This window comes from Streptomyces saintjeani, assembly GCF_055409605.1.
In genome coordinates this window covers 1-26,603 of sequence record NZ_CP189624.1, presented here as the reverse complement: position 1 = coordinate 26,603, position 26,603 = coordinate 1, and the positions used below count along the sequence as shown (strand labels likewise).

Sequence of the window (26,603 nt, the reverse complement as noted above, 5' to 3'; positions counted from 1 at the left end):
GGGCGGCTCGCGCCGGGGACGAGCCGCCTCTCCAGCACCCGCAACCCGGCCCGCACCTCCCCCTGTCCCGACTCACCGCAACCGGCGACGCCGACAACCTCGAAACCGTCGCCGACGGCCTCCACCACCGGCCACCTGGAGATACAAGGACGCACCCCCGCACAGGAGTTCCAGCCCTCTCACGGGAGCCCCACCCCCTCCAACTCCCGCAGATACCCGTCCAGTTCAGCGGCCCCGCCCAGCAACGCCCGCCCCCGCGCAGCCAGCCGCCCCCGCCACTCCCGCAGCAACCCCCCGAGCGGCTCCACCCCGCCCGCCGCCCGCACCTGCGCCATCACCGGCGCGATCCGCTCCAACAGATGACCCCCGCGCCGGAGTTGATGCACCAGCCGCGCATCCCGCACCGCCCCCGCGTCGTACACCCGATACCCGGTCACCGCATCCCGAGCGGGCCGCACCAACCCGGCCCGCTCCCACTTCCGCAACGTCGCCGGCCGCACCCCCAGCCGCGCGGCGAGCGGCCCGATGAACACCCCGCCGGCCTCGTCCACCGGCGTGAGATCCCCGAGCGCCCCCTCCACGGCCTCCAGCGTGCGCCGGTCCTCCAGCAACTGCGCATGACTCCCGTCGACGATCCGCAACGCCTCGTCGACGTCCCCCGAGTTCACGGCCCGCATGATCGCGGAGGCCGTCGCATGCCCGTGCCCCGGCACCAGCGCGAGAAACGCCCCCAGCGCCCGCGCGTGCACAGCCGTATAGACCCGGTACCCATGAACCGTCCGCCCGGCGACGGGAAGAATCCCGTCCTCCTCGTAATTGCGCACGGCCTGCGTGGAAATCCCGTGCCCCCGCGCCAGATCGACCGGCCGCAGCTTCCCACCCGTTTGAAGGTTACGTCCCATATCCCCGCCGAAATCCCGCAAAAGTTTCCACCGAAGGTTCAAAGATACCGTTGAAGGCATGGTCACCGACATCAAGGACACCGCCCGTCCCGCCGAGGCGCGAGCCATCCTCGATCTCCTTCCCACCCGCCCGAGACTCCTCGCCCTCGGCGAACCCACCCACGGCGAGAACACCCTCCTCGACCTCCGCAACCACGTCTTCCGCCAACTCGCCGAACAGGAGGGCTACCGCACGATCGCGATCGAGAGCGACTGCCTGAAGGCCCTCCTCGTCGACGACTACATCACCACCGGCACCGGCACCCTCGACGACGTCATGACCCACGGCTTCAGCCACGACTGGGGAACCCACCGCGCCAACCGCGACCTCGTACGCTGGATGCGCGCCCACAACGAGACCCGCCCCGCCGCCGAACACGTCCACTTCGCCGGTTTCGACGGCCCCTTCGAGATCACCCACGCGGAAAGCCCCCGCGAGGCCCTCACCGCCCTCCACACCCACCTCGCCCTGGACACCACCCACCTCGACCACCTCCTCGGCCCCGACGCCCGCTGGACCGACCAGGCCGCCATGCTCGACCCCACCCGCTCCCCGGGCCGCTCACCCGAAGCGCAGCAACTCCGCCTCCTCGCCGACGACTTGACCGCCCTCCTCGACCACCAGCCCCACTCGCCCCGAGCCGACCTGTACGCCCGCACCGCCACCGCCCTCCTGCGCTACCACCACTGGATGGCCGACCCCACCCCCACCCGCATGACCCGCCTGTGCGCCCAGCGCGACGCGACGATGGCCCACAACCTCCTCGCCCTCGCCGACCAGGGCCCCACCTTCGTCCACGCCCACAACGCCCACCTCCAGCGCGAGAAAAGCTCGATGCAGATGTGGCACGAGAAGGTCGAATGGTGGAGCGCGGGCGCCCTGGTGACCGCCCGCCTGGGCAAGAACTACGCCTTCGCGGCAACAGCCCTGGGCACACTCCACCACCAGGGCGTCGACACCCCGCCCCCGGACACCCTGGAGGGCCTCCTGTACGAAATCCCGCACCCCCAATACGTCATAGACCCGGCCCACCTCCCCAACACCCACCCCCGAGTGTCCCCTTGGTTCGGCTACGCCCCCCTCGACCCGAGCCACCTGCCAACCATCGACGCCCTCGTGTACATCAAGGACGTCTGACCCTCGACCCCTTCGGAAACGCCCTCGGCATCATGCGGAACCGCCACCACACGGCCATCCTCCCCTCACGCCAGCAGCCCCAGCATCACCTCGACCGGCAGCGAGGGATTGGAGGCCGCCGCCTCCACCACGCCGTCCTCCTCATGCCCGAGCAACTCCACGATCACCTCCACCGGCAGAGCAGGATGCGCGGCAGCCACCCGCCGCGCCCGCACCTCTCCGAGGCACGCCACCAGAGCCGCCCCGCGCGCATCGGCCCGCCCCGCCACCGCCCGCAACACCTTCCCCACAGGCCGCACTTGAAGCGCCAACTCCTCCAACAACCCCCACGGCACATCAGGATTGACCGCCACCTGAGCGGCGACCCGCACCCCGTGCCGCTCGACCATCCCCCTCAACTGCCCCTCGGACAGCCCCGGATGCCGGGCGACGGCCTTCACCACCTTCGCATCCGGATCGACCACCAACGCATCCCGCACAGCCTCCGGCAGATCCGACCGAAGAGCCACCAACACCCGCACCGACGAACTCCGCGACACCGCCAACTCCTCCACCTCCGCAGGACTCGCGGCGGCCACCCTCGGCAACAACACCGCGCCGACCTTGGAGACCCCGGCGACCGAGACGAGCACATCGAGCGGTACGGCAGGGTTGTGCGCGAGCTCCCGCAGCACCGAGACGTCCTCGTCCCCGGCCAGCACCCGCGCCACCGCCTCCCCGATCGCCGGATTCCCGGCGACCGCACCACGCACACCGGCGTACGGATCCACCGCGAGCCGCGCGTACACGTCCTGCGGCAGGTCGGCACGCTCGGCCACCTGCCACCGGATCAGCATCTCCGGATGATCCGCGAGCCCGACGACGGCCTCGGCGGGCGTACCCGGATTGCCCGCGACCCGATGCAGGATCCAATGGACGGACGACTGATGCGACCCGTCACAAGCGGCCCCGGACGGCAGATCACAGTCGGGCCGCATGCAGTCGCTCGGATGGACGAAGGGAATCTCCACCCGCTCACACACGACACACCACCGCACCGGAGGCAACCCCACCCCCGTGACCAGCATCGCCAGCACCTCCGGCGGCGTCCGAGAATTCCCCGCCACCGCGATCCGCACCTCGGCGTGAGGATGCCGGGCCAGCCCCGCCGCCACCTCCGCCGACGCGAACCACGCAAGCTCGGCGACGACAGACACATCGGCGTCCCCGGCGAGCCGCTCGACCACATCGTCCGGAAGCCCAGGACAACTCGCCAGCTTCTCCCGATGCCCGACAACGGGATCACCGGCGAGGACCCGAGCCCACTCCACATCCCCCAGCCCCTGATCAAGCATCGCGATCGCAGCAAGCGGCCGGCTCACCGGATCGACGTCACCGACCGCCAACTTCCCGGCCCAGGCCAACGATAGAACGGCACCCTCCCCCCGCCCCGCCAACGCGACCACCTGCCCCCGACTCAGGTCCTCCCGCCCGGCAAGAACCCCGACGACGTCATCGTCAGCGAACCCGATCAACCGATCGACCAACTCACCCGGCAACGCGGGATTGGCCGCGAGCCCCTGCAACACATCATCCACAGCAGGCATCGTGCCCGAATCCCACCCCACAGTTCCCGCGATTTCTCCCTCCGGCCGGATGATGTGATCACCACACCCGCCAAGGGCAAGGGCAGGGCACCGATGAAACTCCACACCCAGGAATGGGGAACCGGCCCCCGAACCGCCGCCCTGATCCACGGCATCATGTCCGACCACCGCACCTGGCACCGAGTCGGCCCCGCCCTCGCCGCCAAGGGCTACCGCGTGATCGCCGTGGACCTCCGAGGCCACGGCGCCAGCCCCCGAGGCCCCTACAGCGCCGAATCCTGGGCCGACGACCTCACCGAAACCCTCCCGCACAACCTGGACCTGGCGATAGGCCACTCCCTCGGCGGCATGGCCCTCGCCCTGGCCGTGGAACACCTGACCCCCGCGCGAGCCGTCTACGCCGACCCCGCCTGGGCCCTGCACCACGGGAGAACCGTCGACCCCGCCGTCTACACGGACCTCAAACACGCCACCCGCGCATCCCTCTCCACCCGCAACCCCGACTGGACCACCACCGACCTGGACATCGAACTCGCCACCCTCGCCGCCTGGGACCCGGACACCACCCACGCGGTCTTCGGCCCCAACGCCCTCGACCGCATCCCCACCCACCCGGTCGTCCCCTCCCTCGTCCTGACAGCCGACCCCAGCCCCCTCGTCAGCCCCGCCCTCGCAACCCGCCTCAAAGAACAGGGATTCGAGGTCAGACCCGTCACCGGCACCGGCCACACCATCCACCGCGACGACCACGACGCCTTCATGAAGTCCCTGGACGGCTGGATCTGACCCCCACACAGATCACCCCGCCCCCGAAGAGATCGCGATCACAAGAAGACCGAGGGAAAGGTCACAGCCGCGCCCTCTCCGCTCCTCCGCGCCCGTGTCCTAGCATCCGACCATGACGGTCCTGCCTGACGACGGGCTCGAACTGGCCGGCGAATTCCCTGACGTACCCCATGAGCAGTGGCAGCGCCTGGTGGCGGGTGTCCTGCGCAAATCGGGCAAGGACGTAGAGGGAACCGCCGCCGAGGAAGCCCTGTCCACCGCGCTGGAGGACGGGCTGCGCACCCGCCCCCTCTACACCGCGCACGACACAGCCCCCGACCCCGGCCTGCCCGGCTTCGCCCCGTTCACGAGGGGATCGAGGCCGGAGGGCAACACGGCCGGCGGCTGGGACGTACGTCAGCGGCACACGGCACCGCACAACGACGCCGTCCTCATGGACCTGGAGAACGGCGTCACGTCCCTGTGGCTGACCGGTATCCCGCCCCAGCACCTCGCCGCGACCCTGGACGGCGTCTACCTGGACCTGGCCCCCGTCGTCCTGGACGCGGGCGCCGAAACAGCCGCGTCCGCACAGGAGTTGCTGCGCCTGTACGACGCGGCAGGCGTCGCGGGGAAGGCGGTACGGGGCAACCTGGGCGCCGACCCCCTGGGACACGAGGCCCGCACGGGCGAGCGAGCGGACATCCCGTCGGCGGACCTGGCCCGCCGCTGCACGGACGGACACCCGGGCCTGCGCGCGCTGACGGTCGACGCGCTCCCGTACCACGAGGCGGGCGGCTCGGCGGCCCAGGAACTGGCCTGCTCCCTGGCCACGGCGGTCGCCTACCTCCGCGACCTGACGAACTTCGGCCTGAGTGCCGAACAGGCATGCGCCCAGCTGGAGTTCCGGTACGCGGCGACGGCCGACCAGTTCCTGACGATCGCGAAGTTCAGGGCGGCCCGCCGCCTGTGGTCCCGCGTGACGGAGGTCTGCGGGGCCCCGGCCGCACAGCTCCAGCACGCGGTGACGTCCCCGGTGATGATGGCGCGCCGCGACCCGTGGGTGAACATGCTGCGCACGACGGTCGCGGCGCTCGCGGCGGGCACGGCGGGCGCGGACGCGGTGACCGTCCTCCCCTTCGACGAGCCCCTCGGCCTCCCGGACGCGTTCGCCCGCCGCATCGCCCGCAACACCTCCACGATCCTGATCGAGGAGTCCCACCTGGCCCGCGTCATCGACCCGGCGGGCGGCTCCTGGTACGTGGAGCGCCTGACGGACGAACTCGCCCACGCGGCCTGGGAGTTCTTCCAGGGCATCGAGCAGGGCGGCGGCATGGCGCCGGCCCTGCGCTCGGGCCGCCTCGCCGACGACCTCGCGGCGACGTGGGCGGACCGCTCGACGAAGCTGGCGAAACGCCGTGAACCCATCACCGGGGTGAGCGAGTTCCCGCACCTGGCGGAGAAACCGGTACACCGCCCGCCCGCCCCGCAGCCCCCGACGGGCGGCCTGCCGCGCGTACGCCGCGACGAGGCGTACGAGGTACTGCGCGCCCGCTCCGACACCCACCTCGCCGCGACGGGCACCCGCCCCCGCGTCTACCTCGCGGCCCTGGGCCCGGCCGCCGTCCACACCGCCCGCCTCTCCTTCGCGGCGGCCCTGTTCCAGGCGGGCGGCATCGAACCGGTCACCGAGGGCACGTTCCAGGAGAGCGGCACGACCGAGGTGTGCCTGTGCTCCGGCGACGCCGTGTACGAGGAGGAGGCGGCGCGGACCGCGCAGGCCCTGAGGTCCCAGGGCGCGGCCCACGTGTCGCTGGCGGGCCGGGGCACCTACCCGGGTGTGGACGCGTACGTTTTCGCGGGCTGTGACGCGGTCGCCGTGCTGACCGCCGCCCTCGACCGTTTGGGAGTGGCGTGATGGGGATCCCCGACTTCTCCGGGATCGGACTGGGCGAGCCGTCGGCCGACGGCACCCCGGCCGACTGGGACGCGGCGCTGAAACACGCGGCGGGCGGCGACGCCCCGCTGTGGGAGACCCCCGAGGGCATCCCGGTGAAGCCGCTGTACACGGCGCACGACCTGGAGGGCCTGGACTTCCTGTCCACGTACCCGGGCGCGGCGCCGTTCCTGCGCGGCCCGTACCCGACGATGTACGTCAACCAGCCCTGGACGGTCCGCCAGTACGCGGGGTTCTCCACGGCGGAGGAGTCGAACGCGTTCTACCGCCGCAACCTCGCGGCGGGCCAGAAGGGCCTGTCGGTCGCGTTCGACCTGCCCACGCACCGGGGCTACGACAGCGACCACCCGCGCGTCACCGGCGACGTCGGCATGGCGGGCGTGGCGATCGACTCGATCTACGACATGCGCCAGCTCTTCGACGGCATCCCGCTGGACCGCATGAGCGTGTCGATGACGATGAACGGCGCGGTCCTGCCGGTACTGGCCCTCTACATCGTCGCGGCGGAGGAACAGGGCGTCCCGGCGGAGAAGCTCGCGGGGACGATCCAGAACGACATCCTCAAGGAGTTCATGGTCCGCAACACGTACATCTACCCGCCGGGCCCGTCGATGCGGATCATCTCCGACATCTTCGCGTTCACCTCCCGGCACATGCCCCGCTACAACTCGATCTCGATCTCCGGCTACCACATCCAGGAAGCGGGCGCGACGGCCGACCTGGAACTCGCCTACACCCTCGCCGACGGCGTCGAGTACATCCGCGCGGGCCGTGAAGCCGGCCTGGACGTCGACGTGTTCGCCCCCAGGCTGTCGTTCTTCTGGGGCATCGGCATGAACTTCTTCATGGAGATCGCGAAACTCCGCGCCGCGCGCCTCCTGTGGGCGAAGCTGGTCAAGCAGTTCGACCCCCAGAACGCCAAGTCCCTGTCCCTGCGCACCCATTCACAGACCTCGGGCTGGTCCCTGACGGCACAGGACGTCTTCAACAACGTGACGCGCACCTGCGTGGAGGCGATGGCCGCGACCCAGGGCCACACCCAGTCCCTGCACACGAACGCCCTGGACGAGGCCCTCGCCCTGCCCACGGACTTCTCGGCCCGCATCGCCCGCAACACGCAGCTGCTGATCCAGCAGGAGTCGGGCACGACACGGGTGATCGACCCGTGGGGCGGCAGCGCGTACGTCGAGCGCCTGACCTACGACCTGGCGCGCCGCGCGTGGCAGCACATCCAGGAGGTCGAGCAGGCGGGCGGCATGGCCCGCGCGATCGACGAGGGCATCCCCAAACTCCGCGTCGAGGAGGCCGCCGCCCGCACCCAGGCGCGTATCGACTCGGGCCGCCAGCCGGTGATCGGCGTCAACAAGTACCGGGTGGCCACGGACGAGGACATCGAGGTCCTGCGCGTCGACAACTCCGCCGTCCGCACCCGCCAGGTCGACAAACTCCGCCGCCTGCGCGCCGAACGCGACGAGCAGGCGTGCCGCGACGCCCTGGACGACCTGACCCGCGCGGCCTCCGGCGAGGGCAACCTCCTGGACCTCGCGGTCCGCGCCGCCCGCGCGAAGGCGACGGTGGGGGAGATCTCGGACGCCCTGGAGAAGGTGTTCGGCCGTCACGCGGGCCGGGTCCGTACGATCTCCGGTGTGTACCGCAATGAGGCAGGCGAGTCGGCGACCGTGGAACGCACCCGTGCCCTGGTGGACGCGTTCGCTGAGGCCGAGGGCCGCCGCCCCCGCATCCTGGTGGCGAAGATGGGCCAGGACGGCCACGACCGGGGCCAGAAGGTCATCGCGACGGCCTTCGCCGACCTCGGCTTCGACGTCGACGTCGGCCCCCTCTTCCAGACCCCGGCGGAAGTGGCCCGCCAGGCGGTGGAGGCGGACGTCCACATCGTCGGCGTGTCCTCCCTCGCGGCCGGCCACCTCACCCTGGTCCCCGCCCTGCGCGAGGAACTGGCGGCGGAGGACCGCGGGGACATCATGATCGTGGTCGGCGGCGTGATCCCCCCGCAGGACGTCCCGACCCTCCTGGAGATGGGCGCGGCGGCGGTCTTCCCGCCGGGGACGGTGGTCCCGGACGCGGCCCACGACCTGGTGGAGCGTCTGGCGTCCGGCCTCGGACACGCCCTGTGACGGACGTCGCGGCCTACGTCAAGGGCGTCCTGGAGGGCAGGCGCGGGGTGATCGCGCGGGCGATCACCCTGGTCGAGTCGGTGCACCCCCGCCACCGCGCCCCGGCGCAGGAACTGCTGACGGCGCTGCTCCCGCACAGCGGACGCTCCCGCCGCATCGGCGTCAGCGGCGTCCCCGGCGTGGGCAAGTCCACGTTCATCGACGCGTTCGGCTCGATGCTCACCGGCATGGGCCACCGCGTCGCCGTCCTCGCCGTCGACCCCTCCTCGACCCGCACCGGCGGCTCCATCCTGGGCGACAAGACGAGGATGGAGCGCCTGTCGGTGGACCCGGCGGCGTTCGTCCGCCCCTCCCCGACCTCGGGCACGCTCGGCGGGGTGGCGCGCGCGACCCGCGAGTCGATGGTGGTGATGGAGGCGGCGGGCTACGACGTCGTCCTGGTCGAGACGGTCGGTGTCGGCCAGTCCGAGACGGCGGTCGCCGACATGACGGACTCCTTCCTCCTCCTCACCCTGGCCCGCACCGGCGACCAGCTCCAGGGCATCAAGAAGGGCGTCCTGGAACTCGCGGACGTGATCGCGGTGAACAAGGCGGACGGCCCCCACGAACGCGACGCCCGCACGGCGGCCCGCGAACTGTCGGCCGCCCTGCGCCTGATGCACGCCCGCGACGCCGCCTGGACCCCGCCGGTCCTCAGCTGCAGCGCCCGCGACGAGACGGGCCTGGACACGCTGTGGGAGCGCCTGGAACAGCACCGCACCCTCCTGCACTCCACGGGCCGCCTCACGTCCCGCCGCCAGGACCAGCAGGTCGCGTGGACGTGGTCGATGGTCCACGACGAACTCCTGTCCCGCCTCCACACGGACCCCGCGGTCCGCTCCCTGACCCCGGAGGTGGAGGAGGAGATCCGCACGGGCACGGTGACCCCGGCGCTGGCGGCGGACCGCATCCTGAAGACGTTCGGCGCCGGAGGCTCCTGAGCACTCCGTACGTGCGCGACACGTACGCCGTTCGTACGCGATAGGTGCGCTTCACGTTATGGTCGGTGCGGGAGGTGTGTCCGTGTCCGAGACTGATCCTGGATTGTTCGGCCGGGTGGATGCGCTGGTCGCGTCGAGGTCCGCACTGCCGGCACCGGCGGAGCGCAAACGGCTGCGCACCGCGCACGGCCTGACGCTCGACGAGGTGGCGGGGGCGCTCGGCGTACGGCGGGCGACGGTGGGCGGCTGGGAGTCCGGCAGGACGGAACCGAGGCCACCGGAACGGGACGGATACGCCCGGCTGCTCAAGCAACTCGCGGAGCTGTACCCCGAGGCCCCCGACTCCACGGCACCGGTGAAGGACACGGCCGCCCCCGCCACGACTGCCGCGCCCCCGCCTGCACCTGCTCCTGAGCCCGCACCGGACACGCGCAGGACGGCCCCGCCCCCCTCCACTGTGCCGACGGCCCCGGCTGCCGTAGAGCCCCCTGCCCGTCCGGCACCGGGCACCCCCGGACCGGCTGTGCGACAGCCGACGAAGACGAAGAAGGCGCCGAGGAAGACCACCCCGGCGGAGCCCGCGACCGACCCGAGGTTCGAGAACGGCCCGCTGGCCGTGATCGACGTCGAGGACGGCCAGGTATCGGCGTACTGCGTCGGCGGCCTCGTCCTGGACGTACCCGCCCGCTCCCTGCCCGCGCTCATCGAGTGGACGCTGGCCGAGGCCCGTCTCGGCCAGCCCCGCCTGCACCGCCACGGCCGCGACGCCGACCCGGTGCTCGTCCTCACCCCGGCCGTACTGGAGCGCTACGGCCTGCCCGCCGCCCTGTCGCAGGAGGAGCGGCGCGCCGGACGGCTCCCGGACAGCCACCGGACGGTCAGGCAACTCCTCAAGGCCGGCTGGCAGTTGACCCGGCGGGGATTCGGCCCGTGGGCGCGGGTCTACCGCCCCGCGGAGGGCTCCAGGCGGCAGTGTGTCCAGGTGTGCATCCCTGCCTGGAACGCTCTGGACGTCCGCGAGTGGGACCGTAAGGACGCTCCGGTCCTGCCCACGATGCACCCGGCCGACCTCGCCCGTTACCTCGGCACATACGCACAGCGGGTGATGACACCACGCGGTACGACAGCGGTCACCGGCCTGGAACTGATGGTGGCCCTGCGCCCGCCGACCCGTGCGGAGAAGGACGAGGCCACCGGCGCGTGGGGACGGGCGTTCAACCCGGACGCGCTGACGGCTGTGTACGACGTGGTGGAGTGCGAGGTGCCGGACGAACACCCGCTGCTGAAAGGGAGGTTCGCGCGTCATCATCTGCGTACGCCCGCGGAGATGCTGATGGAGGAGCCCTACGACTGGTGCCGCCCGCTGACGGACGAGGAGTGCGGGAATGCTTTCCTGGTCGCGGTCGATGTGAACATGTCGTTCGCGGCGGCGGCGAACGGTCTCAACGTCGGCCTGAACGGCCCGACCCACCTGCCGGACAACCCGCCGTTCGACCCGTCGTTGCCGGGTTCGTGGCTGGTCGACCTGTCCCACGTGGACCTGTCGCGGGTGCGGGCCGACGGTCGTGAGGTGGATGCCGGACTTCTCCCGTCCCCGTTCACTCCGTCCGGCGAGCCCCCCGCCGGCCCGGCCTGGTACGCCACTCCGACCGTCGCGTACGCGGTGGAGCTCGGCTTCGAGGTCGCCCCGACCGAGGCGTATGTCCGTACCCGGTCCGGTCGTTATCTGGACGGCTGGTACAAGCGGCTGCGGGACGCGTACGTGGCGACGATGGCGGATCTCGGTGTCACCACCGACCTGGCGGGCCGCGAGTTCCTGGAGGCGATGGCCCGTACCGGGGACGCCGATCCGGTACTGGGCTTGCTGGCGACGGCGGTCAAGGCGACGGCGAAGGGCGGCATCGGCAAGCTGCGCCAGCGTAGCCGGGGCCAGGTGCCGTACTACGAGCCGTGGCCCGCGCTCGCGAGGGAGACGTGGCGTCCGGACATCCGGGCGGCGGTACTCGCGAACCAGCGCATCGGCATCCACCGCAAGCTGCTGAAGACCGCCGCCATGGCCGGCGTGTACCCGGTGGCGATCGGCACGGATGCGGTCGTCTACCCCTCCGGGGGCCCGTCCCCGCTGGACGCCCTGCCGCACACCGGTGAGGGAAAGCCGCTGCCGGGCGGTTTCCGGCTCGGCGTGTCGCCGGGGATGGTGAAGCATCAGGGGACGAGGACGGTCCTGTGGGCGGAGGAGCAGTTCGAGGAGGCGGGCACGGTCTTCAACCTCGCCAACCTCATCAAGACGGCTCCCGGTACGGGTGAAGGGGAGTAGCCGGCAATGTCGGATTCGGTCGGGGACGGCCTGGACGCGGCGCTGGAGTCGGCGTTCACGCGCCGTATCCCCCAGAGTGCCCAGGCGCAGATGAAGTACCTGGTGAAACAGCTCAAGAGCACCAGAGCCGCCGCCGAGGCGCTCGGTATCTCCCAGCGCACGGTGGAGCGTTACGTGGCGGGGAAACTGAAACGTCCTCGCCGTGATCTGCGTGGGCGCCTGGAGCACGAGGTGAGGAAGCGCTGGCAGCCCCAGGTCCGCGCCCGCGCGAAGAAGAAGGCCGCCTCGACGGACGGTGTGATCGTGTCGGCCCGCGCGCGTTTCGGTTTCACCGCGGCGCCCGGTACGACGGACGACGCCCGTACCCGCGACATCACCCAGGCCCTGCCTCCGCACTGGGCACAGCGCCTGTTCACGGCCCGCGACGCGGGAGCCGACGAACACCAGCTCCGCGCGATCGCCGCGGACGCGCTGGCGGAGATGTACTTCCGCAACAACAACACGCGTGCGGCGGGTCTGGGCGTGGAGTTCACGGATGTGGCGCATATCCGTATCGATCTTTAGGGCTCGTGATTCCCCGGGTTCTGGGTGGTGTCCTGGCTGTGAGGTTCTGGGGCAGTCCCACCAGAGGACGAGGAGGAGGTGCCGTCGGGATGCGGCGAGGTAGAACTCGTGCAGGGCATTGAAGTGTTTCAGCAGGTACTTTCTCGGGCCGCCGACGATCTTGTCGGCTGTATGACCGGTCAAGGAAGCGGTCTCGGTGTCTTCGGTCGGCAGGCCGGCCAGGACGGCCGGGAAGCCGATCTGACCGAGCAGTTCCGAGACGCGGGCCACGTGAGCTGCGGAAAGGGGGGGTGGGGGGCGGTCCGAAGGGGCCGGTGGCATGCGGGTGCGTGGTGAGGGAGCCGAGATCGATCAGCGAGTCCCCTGCGGTGGCGCGCCGAAGAGCGTTCGGGTGGACGCTGCCGAGGTTTGTCGGGTTGTGGGTTTGTTTGGGTGTGGTTGGTGTCTGGTTGAGGTCTGGGATGTCTGCTGCTGCTGGTGGCGGGTCCTGGTGGGGATCTTTGTCGGTTGTTGTTGCGGTTGGTTGGCGGTAGGTGGTGTGATATTCCGTGGGGACGGGGGTGAGTTGCTGGGTGGTGGCCGTGACAGCGGTGTCTCGGCGGTGTCCGCCGGGTTTCTTCCTCGGCCGGGGTTTTGTTGTTCTTGCCGGTGGGGTTCTTCGGGTGCTTGCCGGGAGTGTTGGGGACCGGGTCGAGCGAGCTGCCGCGGTGACGGTGATGGTGATCATGTCCAGCGCATGCCGATGGCGGATAGCTGTTCGATCCGTTGCGGGGTCAGGGTCGTGGCTCTGCTGCGTTGGTTGTTGATCCATGCCCCGAGCCGGAGTTCCCGTTCCTCCCGCCCCTCCCGTTCCTCCTGGTCCTCCCGCCCCTTCCGTTCCTTCCGTTCCTTCCGTTCTTTCTGGTCCTTCCGTTCTTCTTGGTCCTTCCGTTTCTCGTGGTCCGTGCTGCTCCCGTTACCGCTGATGGGGATCCGCTCTACCCACGTCCTGGGGACTTGGAGGTGTCCTTCGCGTTGGTAGTACTGTTGGGCGGCCTGGTAGTTGAGTGCCCATGTGTCGGCCTGTGTGCGGCGGGGCGGTGGTTTCTCGTCCTCGGTGGCGGGCTCGATCCCGAGGATGTGTTCGCACATCCACTGCTGGACGGTGGTGAGTCTGTCCCACCTGTGCTGTACGGACGTCACCCACCGTCCGAGGTCTTCGCCCTGGCGTACGACGTCGCCCGCTTCGGTGGGCAGCGCCTCGCCGGCGTCCAGGTGCATCCTCACCAGGTGGAAGCAGCGCTGCCACGCCACCGGCCACGAGGGGCACCAGGACGCGTCGATCTCCTCCAGCTGTTCGCGCCGCTCGTCCGGCAGCGCCCCGGCCGGCGACGGGACCGGCAGGCCCTCGGCATGCCGCTGTTCGAGCTCCTGGGCGCGCCGGGCGGCGGCGCGGGCGTTCTTCAGCCAGATGCCCACCCTGTAGCCCTGGTAGGTGGCGTCCGGCGGGGCGAGGAGGTGTCCGTGTCCGGCGGCCCATCCGCGTGCGGCGGACAGGCCTTTCTCCCACGCGACGTCGAAGTGCGACCAGACCATGCCGAGCTTCTCCAGCTGCGCGACGCGGTCGGCGTCCATGTCACCGCGGGCGTAGACCCGGCGCGCGTCGGCGGTCCACTGCCCCAGCGGGAACCCGGCGAGCGAGGCGGGCCACCCCGTGCCTTCCGTCTCCTGGCCGCCGGCGCCGGCGCCGGGTACGCGGAACGTGAACGGCACGCAGACCACCCACGATCCCGCCATCGGCGGCGACCTGCCGTGCGGAAGCCGCTGTGCGCCTACCGTGAGTGACGGCGAGCCGTTGTCGAGTTCTGAGCTTTGCACGCAGTTCATGCTGGTCAGGGCTTCGGGTCAACGATGTGGATGCGCCGGTAGTGGTCGTAGTCGCTGGTGTGCTCTTCGGCCCAGTTCTGCAGGTGTTGCAGTGCGGCGGTGGCGCCGCGGGCGAGGTCGGTCAGGGCGTACTGCACCGTCGGTGGGCGGCTGGTGTGCACGGTGCGGGTGATCAGTCCACCGGTTTCGAGGTCGCGCAGGGTCTGCGCGAGCATCTTGTCGCTGACGCCGCCGGCCCGTCGGCGCAGCTCGGACCAGCGTTGCGGGCCCTCCATGAGATCCACCAGGACCAGGGCGGCCCACCGGGCGGTGACCAGGTCGAACAGCTGCCTGCCGGGGCAGGCGGGATTACGGACGTTGCCCCGCTTGCTTTCCTGCACGTGCTCACCTCACCTGAAGGTATGTACTTCCCCATAGAAAGTAACTCGGTCAGAGTGAGGGGACCAACCCCTGATCGTCAAGGAGTAACCCGTGGTAATCGACGTTGCCGTGACCCGTGACGCGAACACCGTGACGGTGCTCGGCGGCCCCACCGCGCTGATCCGCCTGGCCGGCTGGACGCTGCTGACCGACCCGACCTTCGACGCCGCCGGGACCGAGTACCAGGACGGCCCGGTCCCGGTGCGCAAGACCGCCGACCCGGCGCTGAAGCCCTCGCAACTGCCCGTTCTCGATGCCGTCGTGGTCAGCCACACCGGGCATCTGGACAACCTCGACACTGCCGGGCGTACGGCGGCCTCCGCTGCCTCGAACGTGTTCACGACCGTCGCCGGCGCCAAGGATCTCGGGGGCGCGGCCGTCGGCCTGGAGCCCTGGCAGACCCGGACCCTGTCGAAGCCGGGCCGCACGCTGCTGAACATCACCGCGGTTCCCGCCCGCCACGGTCCCGTCGGCACCGAGGACCTCACCGGCCCGGTCACCGGCTTCCTCCTGCACACCGATGACGGCTCGGCACCGACGGTGTACGTCTCCGGTGACACCGTCGACCTGGACTCGATGAGCGCCCTGGCCGAGCGGTACCGCGTCGACGTGGCGCTGCTGCACCTGGGCGCGGCCGGCTTCGAGGCATTCGGTGACGTACGGCTGTCGCTGACCGCGACCCAGGCCGTCGAGGCCCGCCGCCTGCTCGGCGCCCCCCTCGTGGTGGCCGTGCACGCCGAGGGCTGGGCGCACTACACCGAAGACCGCAGCCACGTCCAGCAGACCTTCGACGCCGCCGGCGTCCCGCTGCACTGGCCCACTCCCGGCGAGCCCGTCACCCTGCCGGACCCGCACACCCGCTGACACCTCACCCAGGGCCGCCGCCGACCCACCCGTCCGCAACGAGAGAAAGAAAAGGAAAGAACATGACACCGGAAGTCGTGCACGAGCGCTTCGCCCAGTACCTCAAGGACCGGGACCTCGACGGACTGGGTTCCCTGTTCGCCGAAGACGCCATGTTCGTACCGGGACCGGGACAGGAGCCGGTCTACGGCAGGGAAGACATCAAGGAAGCGCTGAAGCCCTACCTCGCCTCGCCCAGCACCATGGAGGTGGTGGCCGCGTCGGTCCATCAGAACGGCGACCTGGCGATGGTCCAGCCGTCCTGGCGGATCACGAGCGAGGACGGCATAGTGGAAGGCAAGGCGGTCGAGGTGATGAAGAGGACGACCGAGGGGGACTGGGTCTACATCATCGATAACCCCTACGGCGTCTGATTCTCGTCATTCCGGCATCACCGCCGGGCGACCGAACCTCGTCACGGCAGCGGCGGCCGTATCGACGTTCTCGATACGGCCGCCGTTTGCTTTCCGGCGTCGGTGACACGGTCATGATCCGGTGTGGTCCGGGCGCGGTCGGCTGGTGAGGGTGAGCAGGTCTTCGACGTGGCGTTGTGCGGTGAAGGTTCCGGCTGCCGGTGGCGAACAGGTCAGTGCCGGCGAAGTCCACGCGGGCACCGCTGTCACGGCGCCGAGGAAGGCGGAGCCGGTAAAACGCCGGTACAGCAGTGCTTCGTCGGTGCCGAGCAGGACACGTGTCGGCCGCGGTGGTCGGTGATGGCCTGGGCGAGGTCGGGACTCGTGATCCCCGGGTGCTGTCCCACGGCGATCGTGCCGGTGATGTAGGGGCGATCGAACAGGGAAGCCCTCTCTGTCAAAGTGACTCAAGCCGGGCATACTGGATGATTCATTGAGTCGAGGGCGGAGAAGGAGGAGTGCCCGTAGTGGCCAGCACCAACGACCACGGGGCCCCGGATCCGCAGGTGACACCCCGGTCGGCCGGGCAGCGGCGGTACTCGGCGGATTACAAGGCGCGGATCCTGGCCGAGTACGAGACGCTCGACAAGCAGGGCAAGGGTGCCCTGCTGCGGCGCGAGGGTCTGTACTCGTCGCTGATCACGAACTGGCGCCAGCAGCGGGACAACGGCGCGAAGGCGGCGCTCGCCGCCCCTGCGGGCCGGCCGAAGGCAGATCCCGGAGAGAAGGAGATCGCCCGGCTCGAAGCCGAAAACGCCAGGCTCCGCAGCGAGTTGGGCAAGGCCCGCACCGTCATCGAGGTGCAGGGAAAACTCTCCGCGCTGCTGGATCAACTCGCCACGGGCAGCGACGGGACGACGGGCGAGAAGCCGTGACGGCAGCGGGAGGGGTCTTCGAGGCCGCCCGCGCCAAGGCCCTGGAATCGCTGTCGTTGCTGGTGGGACGGGTGCAGGCGTGCGCCGCGCTCGGCCTGAGCCGGGCGACCTGGTATCGGCACCACCGCACGTCCCCGGCTCCGGTGCGGCCGAAGCGGGAGCGCAAGTGGCATCCGCGGGCCCTGACAGAGACGGAGGAGGCGAAGGTCCTGGCCGTGCTGCGCTCGGCCGAGTTCGTCGGCATGGCGCCCGCCGAGATCTGTGCGGTGCTGCTGGACCGCGGCATCTGCCTGTGCTCGGAGGCGACGATGTACCGGATCCTGCGCAGGCACGGCGAGGTGCGCGAACGGCGCCGGCAGGCCACGCATCCGCCGCGCAAGAAGCCCGAGCTGATCGCCACCGCACCGAACCGGGTGTGGTCGTGGGACATCACGAAGCTGAAGGGCCCGGTCAAGGGCAGCTGTTTCTGCCTCTACACGATCATCGACATCTACAGCCGCTACACGGTCGGCTGGATGGTTGCCGCCTCGGAGAACAAGGAGCTGGCCGAGCGGTTCCTGTCCTCGACGATCACCAGGTACCCAGTGGAGCAGGGCCAGTTGACGATCCACTCTGACCGCGGATCACCGATGATTGCCCACAATGTCGCGCAGATGCTGAACAACCTGGGCGTCACCAAGTCGCACTCGCGGCCCAAGACCTCCAACGACAATCCGTACTCGGAGAGTCAGTACAAGACCCTCAAATACCGGCATGACTTTCCCGAGCGGTTCGGCTGCATCGAGGACGCCCGCGCCTGGTGCACCGGTTTCTTCGACTGGTACAACCTCGCCCACCGGCACTCCGGAATAGCCATGCACACCCCCTTCGATGTCCACTTCGGCCTCGCCGGCCAGCTCCGCGAGATGCGCGCCGACGTCCTCGCGAGCGTCTACCGCCAGCACCCCGAACGATTCGTCCGCGGGGCACCCGAACCCCCGAAACTCCCCGAGGCCGCCTGGATCAACAAGCCCCCCGACCCCCGACACGACGATCAAACGATCCCGGCACAGGGATAGAACGATCTACCTGCCTTGATCGCGTTGACAGGCTCCGTTTTGTTCACTAGTGGTGTGGCTGTGGCGCCCCCGCAGGTTTGTGAACCTGCGGGGGCGCCGTGGCCTTGAGTGGAGAAGTGTCAGCCCTTCTTGGGTGCGAGTTTGGCGATGTATTGGTGTGAGACGCCGAGCATGGCTCCCGCGTCTCTGACCGTGGCCTTCGCGGTCAGAGTTCGTGCGGCGGCCATGAGAGCCTCAGTGGCCGCCTTGGCGGCTTCTTCGGCTTTTTCCCTAGCCTCCTCGGCCGTGATGATTGCTTCGGCCATTTCGGGATCGGCCGGTCGCAGCACGACTTTGAACGACTCCTCGGGAATCTCTAGCAGCATCGCCACCACGTCGGCGGCCATCCTGCTCGCTTCGCTCCAAGTGCGCCCCTGTGTGACTCCGACGAAGCCTTGCGGTAGGTCGGCGATCGTCACAGCCCAGTGGGAGCCATCATGCTTCGCAATCGCGTTGTATGTCGTTGTGTCGCCCATTTCTCCTTCCCTTCCTGTACGCCTCGCCGAAGTGGTGGGATCCTGATCGGTGGGGGGCCGACTTGGACTCGGCCCCCCGTCGATCACGCTCCCTCCGCCGCCTTGATCAGAGTCTCGGCGGTCCCTTCGGCGATCTCTCGGTGTCGCGGGACGGGAAGAGACACACCTTGCAGGGTGTAGATCTCATGACGTGCTCCCTGTCTCGCGAGTACGAGATCCGCCCCCTTGTCGGCGGCGATTCGCCGCAGTTCCCGGAGCAGTGCTCGTTTCTGCACTCGGCTAGGCTACTCGATGCGACATGATCTGTCTACTTCATGCGACAAGCTGTGATCTTACAGGTGGCGACGGGTCTGTGAGCTTGGCGCGTGGGAGTGCTCACCGGCATCGGCATGATCGTCTTCGGTACGCTTCTGACTCTCACGATCATCGGCGCCATCATCGGTATTCCCATGATCGTGGCGGGGGCAGCCGTCTGTACTGGCGGCTATGCCGCAGCCACCGTCGGCGGCGCAGTCGATGCCGCCGGGATGGCGGTCGGTATCGGCGGCGCCGCTTCCCATAACCGGGCGCTGCACCTGCAGGCCTTGACTGACGAGACTGGGCGTATCTTCACCAAGGGCGCCTGAGGGTGCTTCTGTCCCCTTCGCGGTCCTCACCGGCCGGTCAACGGGGTGCATCTGATCCCAGGTGGTCGGGATGGGGCTGGTTGCACTGGTTGGAAGAGCGACGGGCTGCACAGTGCGGCTGTGAAGCCCGTTCGCGCTCACGCATGCGACGGGCCGGTCACGTCACCAGCGGCAGGACGATCGCCATCACGGCGATGCACAGCGTCATGATGCTGAAGGCCACGCAGCTCCCCCAGACGATCACCCTGTTCACCGGGGCCTTGACCAGGCGGGCGATGCCGAACCCGATGAGGCCGGCGAAGACGGAGAACAGGATGCACATGCCCAGCATGAGCATCAGGAACATCAGCAGTTGGACGGTCACGCCGCACCCCGCTGCTTGCGGCGGTGCGTGTCGGCCTTGGTGTGGAGCTGCTCGGGGATCCAGATACGCCGCTCCCGGGCGGCCTGGTACAGGACGTCACGGAAGCGGGTCTTGCGGGAACTGACCGTCGAGTGACTGACGTGCAGTACGTCCGCGATCTCGGTGTTCGCGTAGCCCTCGGTGGTCATGCGAATGACGGCCTGGGTGACCGGGGGCTGTTCGTTCAGTATGTCCTCGAAGTCGGTGCTGAGGACGGCGGCCTCGGGCTCGGAGAGGTAGCCCGCCGCCATGAGCGCGTCGAAGAGCCCCGGCCCCTCCAGGGCACGCTGCTTGGCCCACTTCTGACGGTTCTTCGCCCAGGCCGTGTACACCCGACGGAACTCCCAGATGCACTCGCCCACGAAGTACGTGGTCAGGCAGTTGGGCCCGCGGCGCCCCTTGTAGTCGGGCTTCCATCCGCCCCGGACCAGCGCGTTGCGCCTGAGCTTGTTCTTTATGGTCTGGCCTACTTTGAAGGTTGGCCGTATTGGATCTCGCCTTCGAAGGCTCGTTCGACACAATGGTCGTGTGACGAATAGTGAGGACGCCGGAGCACCGTCTATCAGCGCAGGTTTGGTTGTAGGCATGCTGATCGGCATCGGAGTCGGGCTTGTGCTCGGGCTGGCTGTCTTCGACAACCTGGCGATCGGCCTGGTGCTCGGCAGTGGCGCAGGCGGAGTCCTCGGTGTCGCTTTCCCCGCAGCGCGGCGCTCGCAGCGTCAGTCCCCATGAGGCCTCCACGAGGCACTCCGTTCGGAGTGGTGCGCTCGGGCTGCCCAGGGCTGTCGTCGGAGTTCTGACGGTGCCACAGCTTTGGCTTGTCCCCCTGCGAGTCTGTGCTCGAACGATGCCCCGAACGTGATCGCTCGTACGGGGATTCCGGGGACGTGAACACGGCCTTCGCCTGATCCTGTGCTCCGACCAAAGAGGCACTTGACCAGTACGAAGGCCGTGGGGGAATGAGTCTGCTGCACCACGATGCCCAGCGGGAGCCGTTCGCGGTGGCGTCACACTTCCGGGACGACTTCTATGCGTGTCTGACCGCCCGCCGTGACGAACTGTTCGAACTGACCGACGCGTTGTTGTGCGCGGACGGGCCGGTGAGGACGCCGGTGGATCTGACGCTGTTGGCTGAGCACCGCCGTGGACACGGCGCCTTGTACGACGCCCTCAACCGCGGCCGCACCGACGCCGGGCGGCTGCGGCGGACGCTGGCCGCACTGCCCCAGCCCAAGGCAGCCGACGGCCGGCTCGTCCTGGCCGTGGACGTGAGCAACTGGCTGCGGCCGGACGCACCGTGCAGCGCGGAGCGGTTGTTCTGCCACACCTACGGCCGTGGCCGGGACCAGCACGTGATGATCCCCGGCTGGCCGTACTCGTTCGTCGCCGCCTTCGAATCCGGCCGCACCTCCTAGTGCCAGCTGCTGGACGCCGTGCGCCTCGGACCCGAGGACGACGTCGCCGAAGTCACCGCTTCGACGCCGGATACGACGCCCCGCGCATGGCCCACCTCCTTCACGGCCTGCCGGTCGAAGTGCTCGGCCGACTGCGTTCGGACCGGGTGATGCGCAAGCCCGTGCCCCGGCCCTGGATCTCGCCGCCGCAGGGCGGGCGGCCTCCGAAGCACGGCAAAGAGTTCCGTTTCGCCAGGCCAGACACCTGGGATGAGCCGGACGCGGCGACCGTGCAGGTCACCGACCGCTATGGCACCGCCCGGGCAATGGCGTGGGACCGTATCCACCCCCGGCTCACCACCCGCTCGGCCTGGATCGGCCACGACGGCGAACTCCCGCTCGTCGAGGGCACGTTGATCCGGCTGGAGGTCGACCACCTGCCCGGCGGCGGAGACCCGCTGCCGGTCTGGCTGTGGTCCTCCAAGACGGGGATGAGCGGCGAGGACGTCGATCTGCGCTGGCAGGCGTTCCTGCGCAGGTTCGACCTGGAGCACACCTTCAGAATGATCAAGCAGACACTCGGCTGGACCCGCCCGAAGATCCGTACCCCCGAGGCGGCGGACCGCTGGACGTGGCTGGTCATCACCGCCCACACCCAACTGCGGCTCGGCCGCCCGCTTGTCGAGGACCTCCGCCGCCCCTGGGAACAGCCCGCCGAACCCGCCCGCCTCACCCCGGCCCGCGTCCGCAGAGGGTTTCGGAACCTCCGTGCCACCTTGCCCTGCCCCGCCCGTGCGCCGAAACCCACCCGGCCAGGCCCCGGCAGGCCACTCGGTTCCAAGAACCGACGGCCCGCCACCCGCTACGACGTGGGCAAAACCGCCAAACGCCCCGAGACGATCACCGCACGCGACCAGGCCAGACCATAAAGAACAAGCTGAAGGACTTCAGGGCACGCAGCAGCAGGTCGGTGAGGAGCTCGTCGCGGGCCTCGCCGCTGCTGCGCAGCAGAGCGGAGTCGGCGGGGTGGATCCAGAAAGAGCGGCCCAACTCCCTGCACCGCTTCTGCGCGATCCCGGCGAGCTTGCCGGTACGCAGCATGCCGCGCAGGACCGGCCAGTTCTCCTTGCACAGCTCGTTCTCGAAGACCTGGTAGGCCAGCCCCGCGAAGCCACTCTCAGCCAGTTCACTGACCTGAGCGGCATCGCGCCGGATCCGGTCTGTCCGGTTGACAGACAGGTGCGCGTCGACCGCCTCCGCGATCTCGTGCTCCCCACACATACAGAACTCCTCGTCTTGGACTGACTTCGCCTCAGACGATGTCTTCGACACGCGCGAGGTCAGCGACGTCAGTCGCCTGGTTGTACTGAGTCCTGTGCAGGGTGGAAGCGTGAATGTCACACGACGTTCCAAAGTTTTTTCGGCAGCAGCTTTTTGACCGCTGCAGATTGCTGCGCGTATCCCAATTGACCTCGGAAAATACGCCGTTCAGTAACGTCAGAAAATTACGCGCTCACATCGCTGCTGGTGCTCACGAGACGCTTCATGACTGCGGCGGCGAGCTTCCCTGACGACCTGGGTGCCGACGTAGCACGCTTTCAACGCCACCTACGAAGCGTTCGCCGCGCCCTGGCCCCGTGACACCGCGGCCCTGCGCCGCCGACTCGTGCGGCTGGCCGTACGTCTGTGGCGGCGCCCGTACTGGGAGACCACTCCGTCGGCCCCGGTGGCGCGCACGCAGCTGCGGCAGATGGCCCGCGCCCGGGAAACGGCACAGGCTGCATGAGGTCCCGCCGGGCAGGCTCTTCCGTCCCGGAGCCTGAGCCGTGCCGGGTTGCGACATCTGTTGCGCGATCCTTCCTGGCGCTCCGGCGTTCGCCCAGGTCACCACAGGCGTACGGGCGTGGTCTGACCGCTGGCATCTTTGGTGCGGCCGCTTTCGCCATGTCCCTGGCTGGAGTTGAGGAAAAGAAAGGGGAGGGCGGTACCCGAGCACGCTGTCCGGCTCTTACGCCCATTCCACGCCCAGCTCCGTGAGCGCGGCCCGCTGTTCGGGGGCGAGTTTGCCCCGGCGCTGCTTCTGGTTGGTGTACCAGACGCCCAGCTTGTGCTGGTGCTCCTGGCCGTCGATGACGACGGCTTCGACATGGCCGCGTGGTACAGGCCGCTGGCCCTCCCGCTCCACCCACTGCGCGAGGGCTTGAACGCCCCGCTGGAAGGCCGTCGGCGCCTTCCCGGAGCCCTTCGTCGACCGGGCGGCAGCCGGGGCGGGAGACGGGGTTGCGGGGATGTTGATGCCGAGGGCGGTCAGCCGTTCCCGCTGCTCGGGCAGGAGCCGCGTCCAGGTGCCCGGTTCTTGTTGTTGCCAGCACCACTTGCCCACGTCGTCACCGTCGATGACGGTGCCCGCCGCGATGTGGGGCAGGATGCCGTCGGCGTCGGCCAGACCGGCTAGGGTCCGGTAGTGGCGTTGCCAGTCGAGTGGCCATGGGCAGTTCCAGTCCGGGTCGATCTCCGTCAGCTGTGCCGCGCGCAGGGTGGCCCGCTCCGGGTCTTTCCCCCGGCCGCCCTGCCGGCGGAGGTTGGCGGTGTGCTGCCCGATGGGCACCATCGCCGCTCCTTCGCCCCAGACGGCGTTCTGGCGGGGTGCGAGGTGCCCGTGCGCGCGCCGGTAGGAGCGGAGGGCGGCGAGTTTGTTCTCCCATGCCTCGTCGCCGGGTTCCCACACCATTCCGGCGTCGTCGAGGAGTTCTTTGCGGTGGGGGTCGAGTTCGCCTGCGCGGTGGGCGCGGCGCTGCTGGTGGACCCACCTGCCCAGGGGGTAGTCCTTCGTCACGCCCACTGGGGTCTCGGTGTCGTACGGGACGGCGTACAGACTGGTGATCTCGTTCTCGGCGCGCCAGCGGATCAAGGCCTGGTAGCCCTCCAGCCAGACCAGGGACTCGGGTCGGATGACGCGGCAGCGGGTCAGTGCGGCGATGTCGGCGGCGTCGCGGGGGGAGGCGAAGTTGACCACGACCGAGGTGACGCGGTCGACCTCCTGTTGCGTTTCGTCGGGCTCCTCACCGTCGTCACCGCTGTCTGCTCCCGTTGTGAGGGCGGGGCGGACGTGGAGGCGTCGGCGCTCTTGGCCACGGGTCAGGGCGCGGGAGGCGAGCTGGTCGACCATGCGTTCCGAGTGCGAGCGCAGGGCCTGGAGGATGTCGACCAGGGGCTGGTAGCTGGCTGAGGCGACCATGTCTTTGGGGTCCTCGCCGGGGGTGAGGAAGATGGGGATGATGATCCGCGCGGTCTTGGTGGTGCCGTCGGGGTTGGGCCGCAGGGCGCGTCCGATGTTCTGGACGACGTCGACCTGGGAGCTGCGCGAGCCGACGATGCACACCGCTTCCACTCCGCGCAGTCCGGTGATGTCGACGCCGACCCCGAGAGCCCGTACCGAGGACAGGAACGCCCGGTGTACTCGTCGGTTGTCTGCGTCGATGCCGTTGGCGAACCGGTGGATCACCACGCGCCGGTGGGCGATGGAATGGTCGCCGCACAGCCAGTCCGCCCACACCCGGTCCGGGGGCACGTGGCGGCCCTCTTCCAGCTCGTAGAGCTCGGCGTCGATGGACGAGGCGGGCAGTTCCTCCGCGTCGGCGAGAGCGGCCGCAGACGCCTCGGCCGTGTACAGCTCGGCGGCCGTTGCCGGCATCTGCGCGGCGAACGCGGCCGCTTCCTCGACCCGTTGGTGGAACACCATGGTGGTGTGCAGGTTCATCTGCGCCGTGTGCTCCAGCAGCGCCGCCTGGAGCAGGGCCATGCGCCGGCCGCGCAGCGCGTCCTCCGACAGCCCGAGGACCGGGTCAGGGTCGCGGATCTCCAACACGTCGATCTCGAACCCGGCGAGGATCGAGCGTTCCACCGCCTCCGCCAACCCAAGATCGAAAATCCTCTTCCCGTAGGTGGCCGAGTCCTCGTCCATCGAGGCGATCACCAGCTCCTGGCCGTCCCTTCCGCGCTGCGGCCGGGGAGAGGCCAGAATCCTCGGGGTCGCGGTCAGGTACAGCCGGAAGTCGACGGGAATCCGGCCGTTGTCGTGGATCGCTGCCCAGGGGCGGCCGATGTCCCCGGCAGTCATGTGCCCCTCGTCCAGGATCGCCAGGTCGAACGGAGCCATCCGCTGCCCGTACAGCCGCTTCCCACCGGCCAGGGCAGCCTCCAACGGCCCTGGCATCCTGCGCCGCCCCGTGATGTCGGCGGGGTCCTCCCGTTCCACCAGCGAGGCATAGGTCGCGAACACCACCACGGGCCCGCGCCCGGCCCACAGGGCCAGCTGGATCGGGTTGGTGGTGGTGCGAACCCCGAGCTGCTCCAGGACCTCATCGCGGTCCACCCGGCACACCGCGACCATCGGGGCACGGTGCCCGACCCGCCGCCAGGACTGGGCGCTCTGCACGATCAAGTCCAGCGTGGGCACCATCACCAGAATCCGCCCGTCCGGGAAGTACTCTAGGGCGGACACTGCGGCCGTGATCGTTTTCCCCGACCCGGTCGCGGACACCCCCGTGGCGCGCGCCCCCTCCGGAGGCACGAAAGATCTTGCAGGGAATCCGACCCAATCCCGGAAACTCAACTTGTGGTCCACCTGGTGTTCCTTGAGCGGAACCAAAGACATTTTCCACCCCTCCTTCTCGGATGTCACAGATTCTCAGACGGCCGCGTGCGGAATGCATGCCACGCCCAGATCGACGTATCCACCTTGTGCCGGCCGCCGGGCTTTGCGTCCTTGAACGGCGGCTTGTCGTCCGAGTCGCAGTGCCCGGCATCGAGCGTGCAGACGATTCGGTGCCGTCCCCGTCGCTGTTCCTCGTGCGCGCGGTGCACAGACCGCCGGCCTCACCCGACGCCGTGCCGTGGCGTGCGGATGAATGCCCGGCAGCACACTCTCCCGGACGAACCTCTCCAGCCGCACCAGGCCCGCCCGCTCACGCTGCCTCACGTCCGCGATGTGCACGGCCAGTTCAGCGGCCCCGGCCGACCGGCCGCCGCGCCGGGACCACTCCCGGTCCGAGATGCCCACCGGGGCCTCGCCCACAGCCCTCACGCCGTCATCCCAGCCGTCCGCGAACAGCGAGCCCCGGGAGGCCGGCGCCATGCCGTCCAGCTCCACCACCTGGCACTGCGCCCCGGTCACCAGGTCGTCCGCCTCGCTCGCGGGCACGCGCCCTCCAGGAGCGTGAACACCTCAGCCAGACGTTCACGGGCGCCGTCTTGCGTCACCCGGCGCAGAGAATCGCTGCTCAGTGCGGGATCGGGTCCGGTAAGCTCGTGGTGACCGGCCATCAGCGGTCGTTCCTCTCGGAATTCCGGGGGTCTCCTGTTTCCGCCAACGGTACATGCTGCATCAATCTGATGTGCGCGGTACACCGGAACCCACCCGAACGAGCGTCTGACCCTCAGTAGCCAGCCGGGCCCGCGTCAGCGGGCCCCAACGGTTCTGGAGGCGCAGCCGGAAGGACCGTCAGGCGGGGGAGCGCAGCGGACCCGCCGGCCTGGCTGAAGCGAAGCGAAAGCCAGGCGGTGGGACGAAGTCCCACCGGTCCGAGAGCGCAGCGAACGGACCGTCACCCTGCCCGCGCAGCGGGCAGGGTGTGCGGACGGCGCAGCCATCCGCCAGCGCTCCCGCGGAGCGGGAGCGCAACCACCGCGCGCAGCGCGGTGGTTCGCTTGCTCCGGGCGAAGCCCGGAGGGACCCGCTCCGCGGG

General features: G+C 69.6%; 22 protein-coding genes and 1 pseudogene. 13 read left to right on the top strand and 10 right to left on the bottom strand.

Annotation, left to right across the window (positions count from 1 at the left end; translation table 11 throughout):
• Window positions 1-179: 179 nt before the first annotated feature.
• The gene (locus tag ACQCO7_RS00115) at window positions 180-902 is read right to left on the bottom strand and encodes a TioE family transcriptional regulator (RefSeq protein ID WP_464069776.1); all 723 of its coding nucleotides are present in this window, start codon (window positions 900-902) and stop codon (window positions 180-182) included.
• Between the two features lie 58 nt (window positions 903-960).
• Here ACQCO7_RS00115 and ACQCO7_RS00110 point away from each other — a divergent pair, with 58 nt between their 5' ends.
• A complete protein-coding gene (locus ACQCO7_RS00110; RefSeq protein ID WP_464069775.1) occupies window positions 961-2,079 on the top strand; it encodes an erythromycin esterase family protein in 1,119 nt (372 codons plus the stop codon).
• A 65-nt stretch (window positions 2,080-2,144) separates the two neighbouring features.
• Here the strand turns inward: ACQCO7_RS00110 and ACQCO7_RS00105 are convergent, their stop codons facing one another.
• Complete coding sequence (locus ACQCO7_RS00105; RefSeq protein ID WP_464069774.1) at window positions 2,145-3,656, bottom strand: hypothetical protein; 1,512 nt, start codon at window positions 3,654-3,656, stop codon at window positions 2,145-2,147.
• A gap of 102 nt (window positions 3,657-3,758) precedes the next feature.
• Here ACQCO7_RS00105 and ACQCO7_RS00100 point away from each other — a divergent pair, with 102 nt between their 5' ends.
• From ACQCO7_RS00100 to tpg, 6 genes are all read left to right on the top strand, one after another.
• Window positions 3,759-4,451 (top strand): alpha/beta fold hydrolase, encoded by a 693-nt coding sequence (locus tag ACQCO7_RS00100; protein ID WP_464077115.1) that lies wholly within the window; start codon window positions 3,759-3,761, stop codon window positions 4,449-4,451.
• A gap of 112 nt (window positions 4,452-4,563) precedes the next feature.
• On the top strand, window positions 4,564-6,348 hold the full coding sequence (locus ACQCO7_RS00095; RefSeq protein WP_464069773.1) for a methylmalonyl-CoA mutase family protein: 1,785 nt from the start codon (window positions 4,564-4,566) through the stop codon (window positions 6,346-6,348).
• Complete coding sequence (gene scpA, locus ACQCO7_RS00090) at window positions 6,348-8,522, top strand: methylmalonyl-CoA mutase (protein ID WP_464069772.1); 2,175 nt, start codon at window positions 6,348-6,350, stop codon at window positions 8,520-8,522. Before ACQCO7_RS00095 ends, scpA begins: the two co-directional genes overlap by 1 nt.
• A complete protein-coding gene (gene meaB, locus ACQCO7_RS00085) occupies window positions 8,519-9,502 on the top strand; it encodes a methylmalonyl Co-A mutase-associated GTPase MeaB (protein ID WP_464069771.1) in 984 nt (327 codons plus the stop codon). Before scpA ends, meaB begins: the two co-directional genes overlap by 4 nt.
• A gap of 82 nt (window positions 9,503-9,584) precedes the next feature.
• A complete protein-coding gene (gene tap / locus ACQCO7_RS00080) occupies window positions 9,585-11,819 on the top strand; it encodes a telomere-associated protein Tap (protein WP_464069770.1) in 2,235 nt (744 codons plus the stop codon).
• 6 nt (window positions 11,820-11,825) lie between these two features.
• Window positions 11,826-12,383 (top strand): telomere-protecting terminal protein Tpg, encoded by a 558-nt coding sequence (gene tpg / locus ACQCO7_RS00075; RefSeq protein WP_464069769.1) that lies wholly within the window; start codon window positions 11,826-11,828, stop codon window positions 12,381-12,383.
• 723 nt (window positions 12,384-13,106) lie between these two features.
• Here the strand turns inward: tpg and ACQCO7_RS00070 are convergent.
• On the bottom strand, window positions 13,107-14,159 hold the full coding sequence (locus tag ACQCO7_RS00070) for a helicase associated domain-containing protein (RefSeq protein WP_464069768.1): 1,053 nt from the start codon (window positions 14,157-14,159) through the stop codon (window positions 13,107-13,109).
• Window positions 14,160-14,254: 95 nt separating this feature from the next.
• Window positions 14,255-14,629, bottom strand: a complete 375-nt coding sequence (locus ACQCO7_RS00065; RefSeq protein WP_464069767.1) for a winged helix-turn-helix transcriptional regulator — start codon at window positions 14,627-14,629, stop codon at window positions 14,255-14,257.
• A gap of 91 nt (window positions 14,630-14,720) precedes the next feature.
• On the opposite strand from ACQCO7_RS00065, the gene ACQCO7_RS00060 reads away from it, so the two are divergent.
• From ACQCO7_RS00060 to ACQCO7_RS00050, 3 genes are all read left to right on the top strand, one after another.
• A complete protein-coding gene (locus tag ACQCO7_RS00060; protein ID WP_464069766.1) occupies window positions 14,721-15,533 on the top strand; it encodes an MBL fold metallo-hydrolase in 813 nt (270 codons plus the stop codon).
• 62 nt (window positions 15,534-15,595) lie between these two features.
• Window positions 15,596-15,946, top strand: coding sequence for a YybH family protein (locus ACQCO7_RS00055; protein WP_464069765.1), 351 nt, complete (start codon window positions 15,596-15,598; stop codon window positions 15,944-15,946).
• 497 nt (window positions 15,947-16,443) lie between these two features.
• Window positions 16,444-17,918 (top strand): IS3 family transposase gene (locus ACQCO7_RS00050; RefSeq protein ID WP_464069764.1). Its coding sequence is split into 2 segments (ribosomal slippage): window positions 16,444-16,792 and window positions 16,792-17,918, totalling 1,476 coding nucleotides; the frame shifts between segments, so codons are not numbered across the junction.
• A 119-nt stretch (window positions 17,919-18,037) separates the two neighbouring features.
• Here ACQCO7_RS00050 and ACQCO7_RS00045 read toward each other — a convergent pair.
• The gene (locus ACQCO7_RS00045) at window positions 18,038-18,433 is read right to left on the bottom strand and encodes a type II toxin-antitoxin system HicB family antitoxin (RefSeq protein ID WP_464069763.1); all 396 of its coding nucleotides are present in this window, start codon (window positions 18,431-18,433) and stop codon (window positions 18,038-18,040) included.
• Between the two features lie 365 nt (window positions 18,434-18,798).
• On the opposite strand from ACQCO7_RS00045, the gene ACQCO7_RS00040 reads away from it, so the two are divergent.
• On the top strand, window positions 18,799-19,059 hold the full coding sequence (locus tag ACQCO7_RS00040) for a DUF5362 family protein (RefSeq protein ID WP_464069762.1): 261 nt from the start codon (window positions 18,799-18,801) through the stop codon (window positions 19,057-19,059).
• A 157-nt stretch (window positions 19,060-19,216) separates the two neighbouring features.
• Here the strand turns inward: ACQCO7_RS00040 and ACQCO7_RS00035 are convergent, their stop codons facing one another.
• Window positions 19,217-19,423 (bottom strand): hypothetical protein, encoded by a 207-nt coding sequence (locus tag ACQCO7_RS00035; protein WP_464069761.1) that lies wholly within the window; start codon window positions 19,421-19,423, stop codon window positions 19,217-19,219.
• On the bottom strand, window positions 19,420-19,824 hold the full coding sequence (locus tag ACQCO7_RS00030; RefSeq protein WP_464069760.1) for a LuxR C-terminal-related transcriptional regulator: 405 nt from the start codon (window positions 19,822-19,824) through the stop codon (window positions 19,420-19,422). The genes ACQCO7_RS00035 and ACQCO7_RS00030 overlap by 4 nt, the downstream gene beginning before the upstream one ends.
• Before the next feature lie 223 nt (window positions 19,825-20,047).
• On the opposite strand from ACQCO7_RS00030, the gene ACQCO7_RS00025 reads away from it, so the two are divergent.
• Together ACQCO7_RS00025 and ACQCO7_RS00020 are read left to right on the top strand one after the other, a co-directional pair.
• On the top strand, window positions 20,048-20,194 hold the full coding sequence (locus tag ACQCO7_RS00025; protein WP_464069759.1) for a hypothetical protein: 147 nt from the start codon (window positions 20,048-20,050) through the stop codon (window positions 20,192-20,194).
• 227 nt (window positions 20,195-20,421) lie between these two features.
• Window positions 20,422-21,785, top strand: a pseudogene (locus tag ACQCO7_RS00020) (transposase).
• Here the strand turns inward: ACQCO7_RS00020 and ACQCO7_RS00015 are convergent.
• From ACQCO7_RS00015 to ACQCO7_RS00005, 3 genes are all read right to left on the bottom strand, one after another.
• The gene (locus tag ACQCO7_RS00015; RefSeq protein WP_464069758.1) at window positions 21,757-22,137 is read right to left on the bottom strand and encodes a hypothetical protein; all 381 of its coding nucleotides are present in this window, start codon (window positions 22,135-22,137) and stop codon (window positions 21,757-21,759) included. The pseudogene ACQCO7_RS00020 and the gene ACQCO7_RS00015 sit on opposite strands and share 29 nt — an antisense overlap.
• A gap of 727 nt (window positions 22,138-22,864) precedes the next feature.
• Window positions 22,865-25,513: a helicase associated domain-containing protein gene (locus ACQCO7_RS00010; RefSeq protein ID WP_464069757.1), complete on the bottom strand. Its 2,649-nt coding sequence runs from the start codon at window positions 25,511-25,513 to the stop codon at window positions 22,865-22,867.
• A 33-nt stretch (window positions 25,514-25,546) separates the two neighbouring features.
• The gene (locus tag ACQCO7_RS00005; RefSeq protein ID WP_464069756.1) at window positions 25,547-26,059 is read right to left on the bottom strand and encodes a hypothetical protein; all 513 of its coding nucleotides are present in this window, start codon (window positions 26,057-26,059) and stop codon (window positions 25,547-25,549) included.
• Window positions 26,060-26,603: the final 544 nt, after the last annotated feature.

Excerpts from the sequence above, each read along its gene's own strand:
- ACQCO7_RS00115 (WP_464069776.1), bottom strand. The coding sequence starts at position 902 with ATGGGACGTAACCTTCAAACGGGTGGGAAGCTGCGGCCGGTCGATCTG.
- ACQCO7_RS00110 (WP_464069775.1), top strand. The coding sequence starts at position 961 with ATGGTCACCGACATCAAGGACACCGCCCGTCCCGCCGAGGCGCGAGCC.
- ACQCO7_RS00100 (WP_464077115.1), top strand. The coding sequence starts at position 3,759 with ATGAAACTCCACACCCAGGAATGGGGAACCGGCCCCCGAACCGCCGCC.
- ACQCO7_RS00095 (WP_464069773.1), top strand. The coding sequence starts at position 4,564 with ATGACGGTCCTGCCTGACGACGGGCTCGAACTGGCCGGCGAATTCCCT.
- scpA (WP_464069772.1), top strand. The coding sequence starts at position 6,348 with ATGGGGATCCCCGACTTCTCCGGGATCGGACTGGGCGAGCCGTCGGCC.
- tpg (WP_464069769.1), top strand. The coding sequence starts at position 11,826 with ATGTCGGATTCGGTCGGGGACGGCCTGGACGCGGCGCTGGAGTCGGCG.
- ACQCO7_RS00070 (WP_464069768.1), bottom strand. The coding sequence starts at position 14,159 with ATGGCGGGATCGTGGGTGGTCTGCGTGCCGTTCACGTTCCGCGTACCC.
- ACQCO7_RS00055 (WP_464069765.1), top strand. The coding sequence starts at position 15,596 with ATGACACCGGAAGTCGTGCACGAGCGCTTCGCCCAGTACCTCAAGGAC.
- ACQCO7_RS00045 (WP_464069763.1), bottom strand. The coding sequence starts at position 18,433 with ATGGGCGACACAACGACATACAACGCGATTGCGAAGCATGATGGCTCC.
- ACQCO7_RS00025 (WP_464069759.1), top strand. The coding sequence starts at position 20,048 with ATGCTGATCGGCATCGGAGTCGGGCTTGTGCTCGGGCTGGCTGTCTTC.
- ACQCO7_RS00015 (WP_464069758.1), bottom strand. The coding sequence starts at position 22,137 with ATGTGTGGGGAGCACGAGATCGCGGAGGCGGTCGACGCGCACCTGTCT.
- ACQCO7_RS00010 (WP_464069757.1), bottom strand. The coding sequence starts at position 25,513 with ATGTCTTTGGTTCCGCTCAAGGAACACCAGGTGGACCACAAGTTGAGT.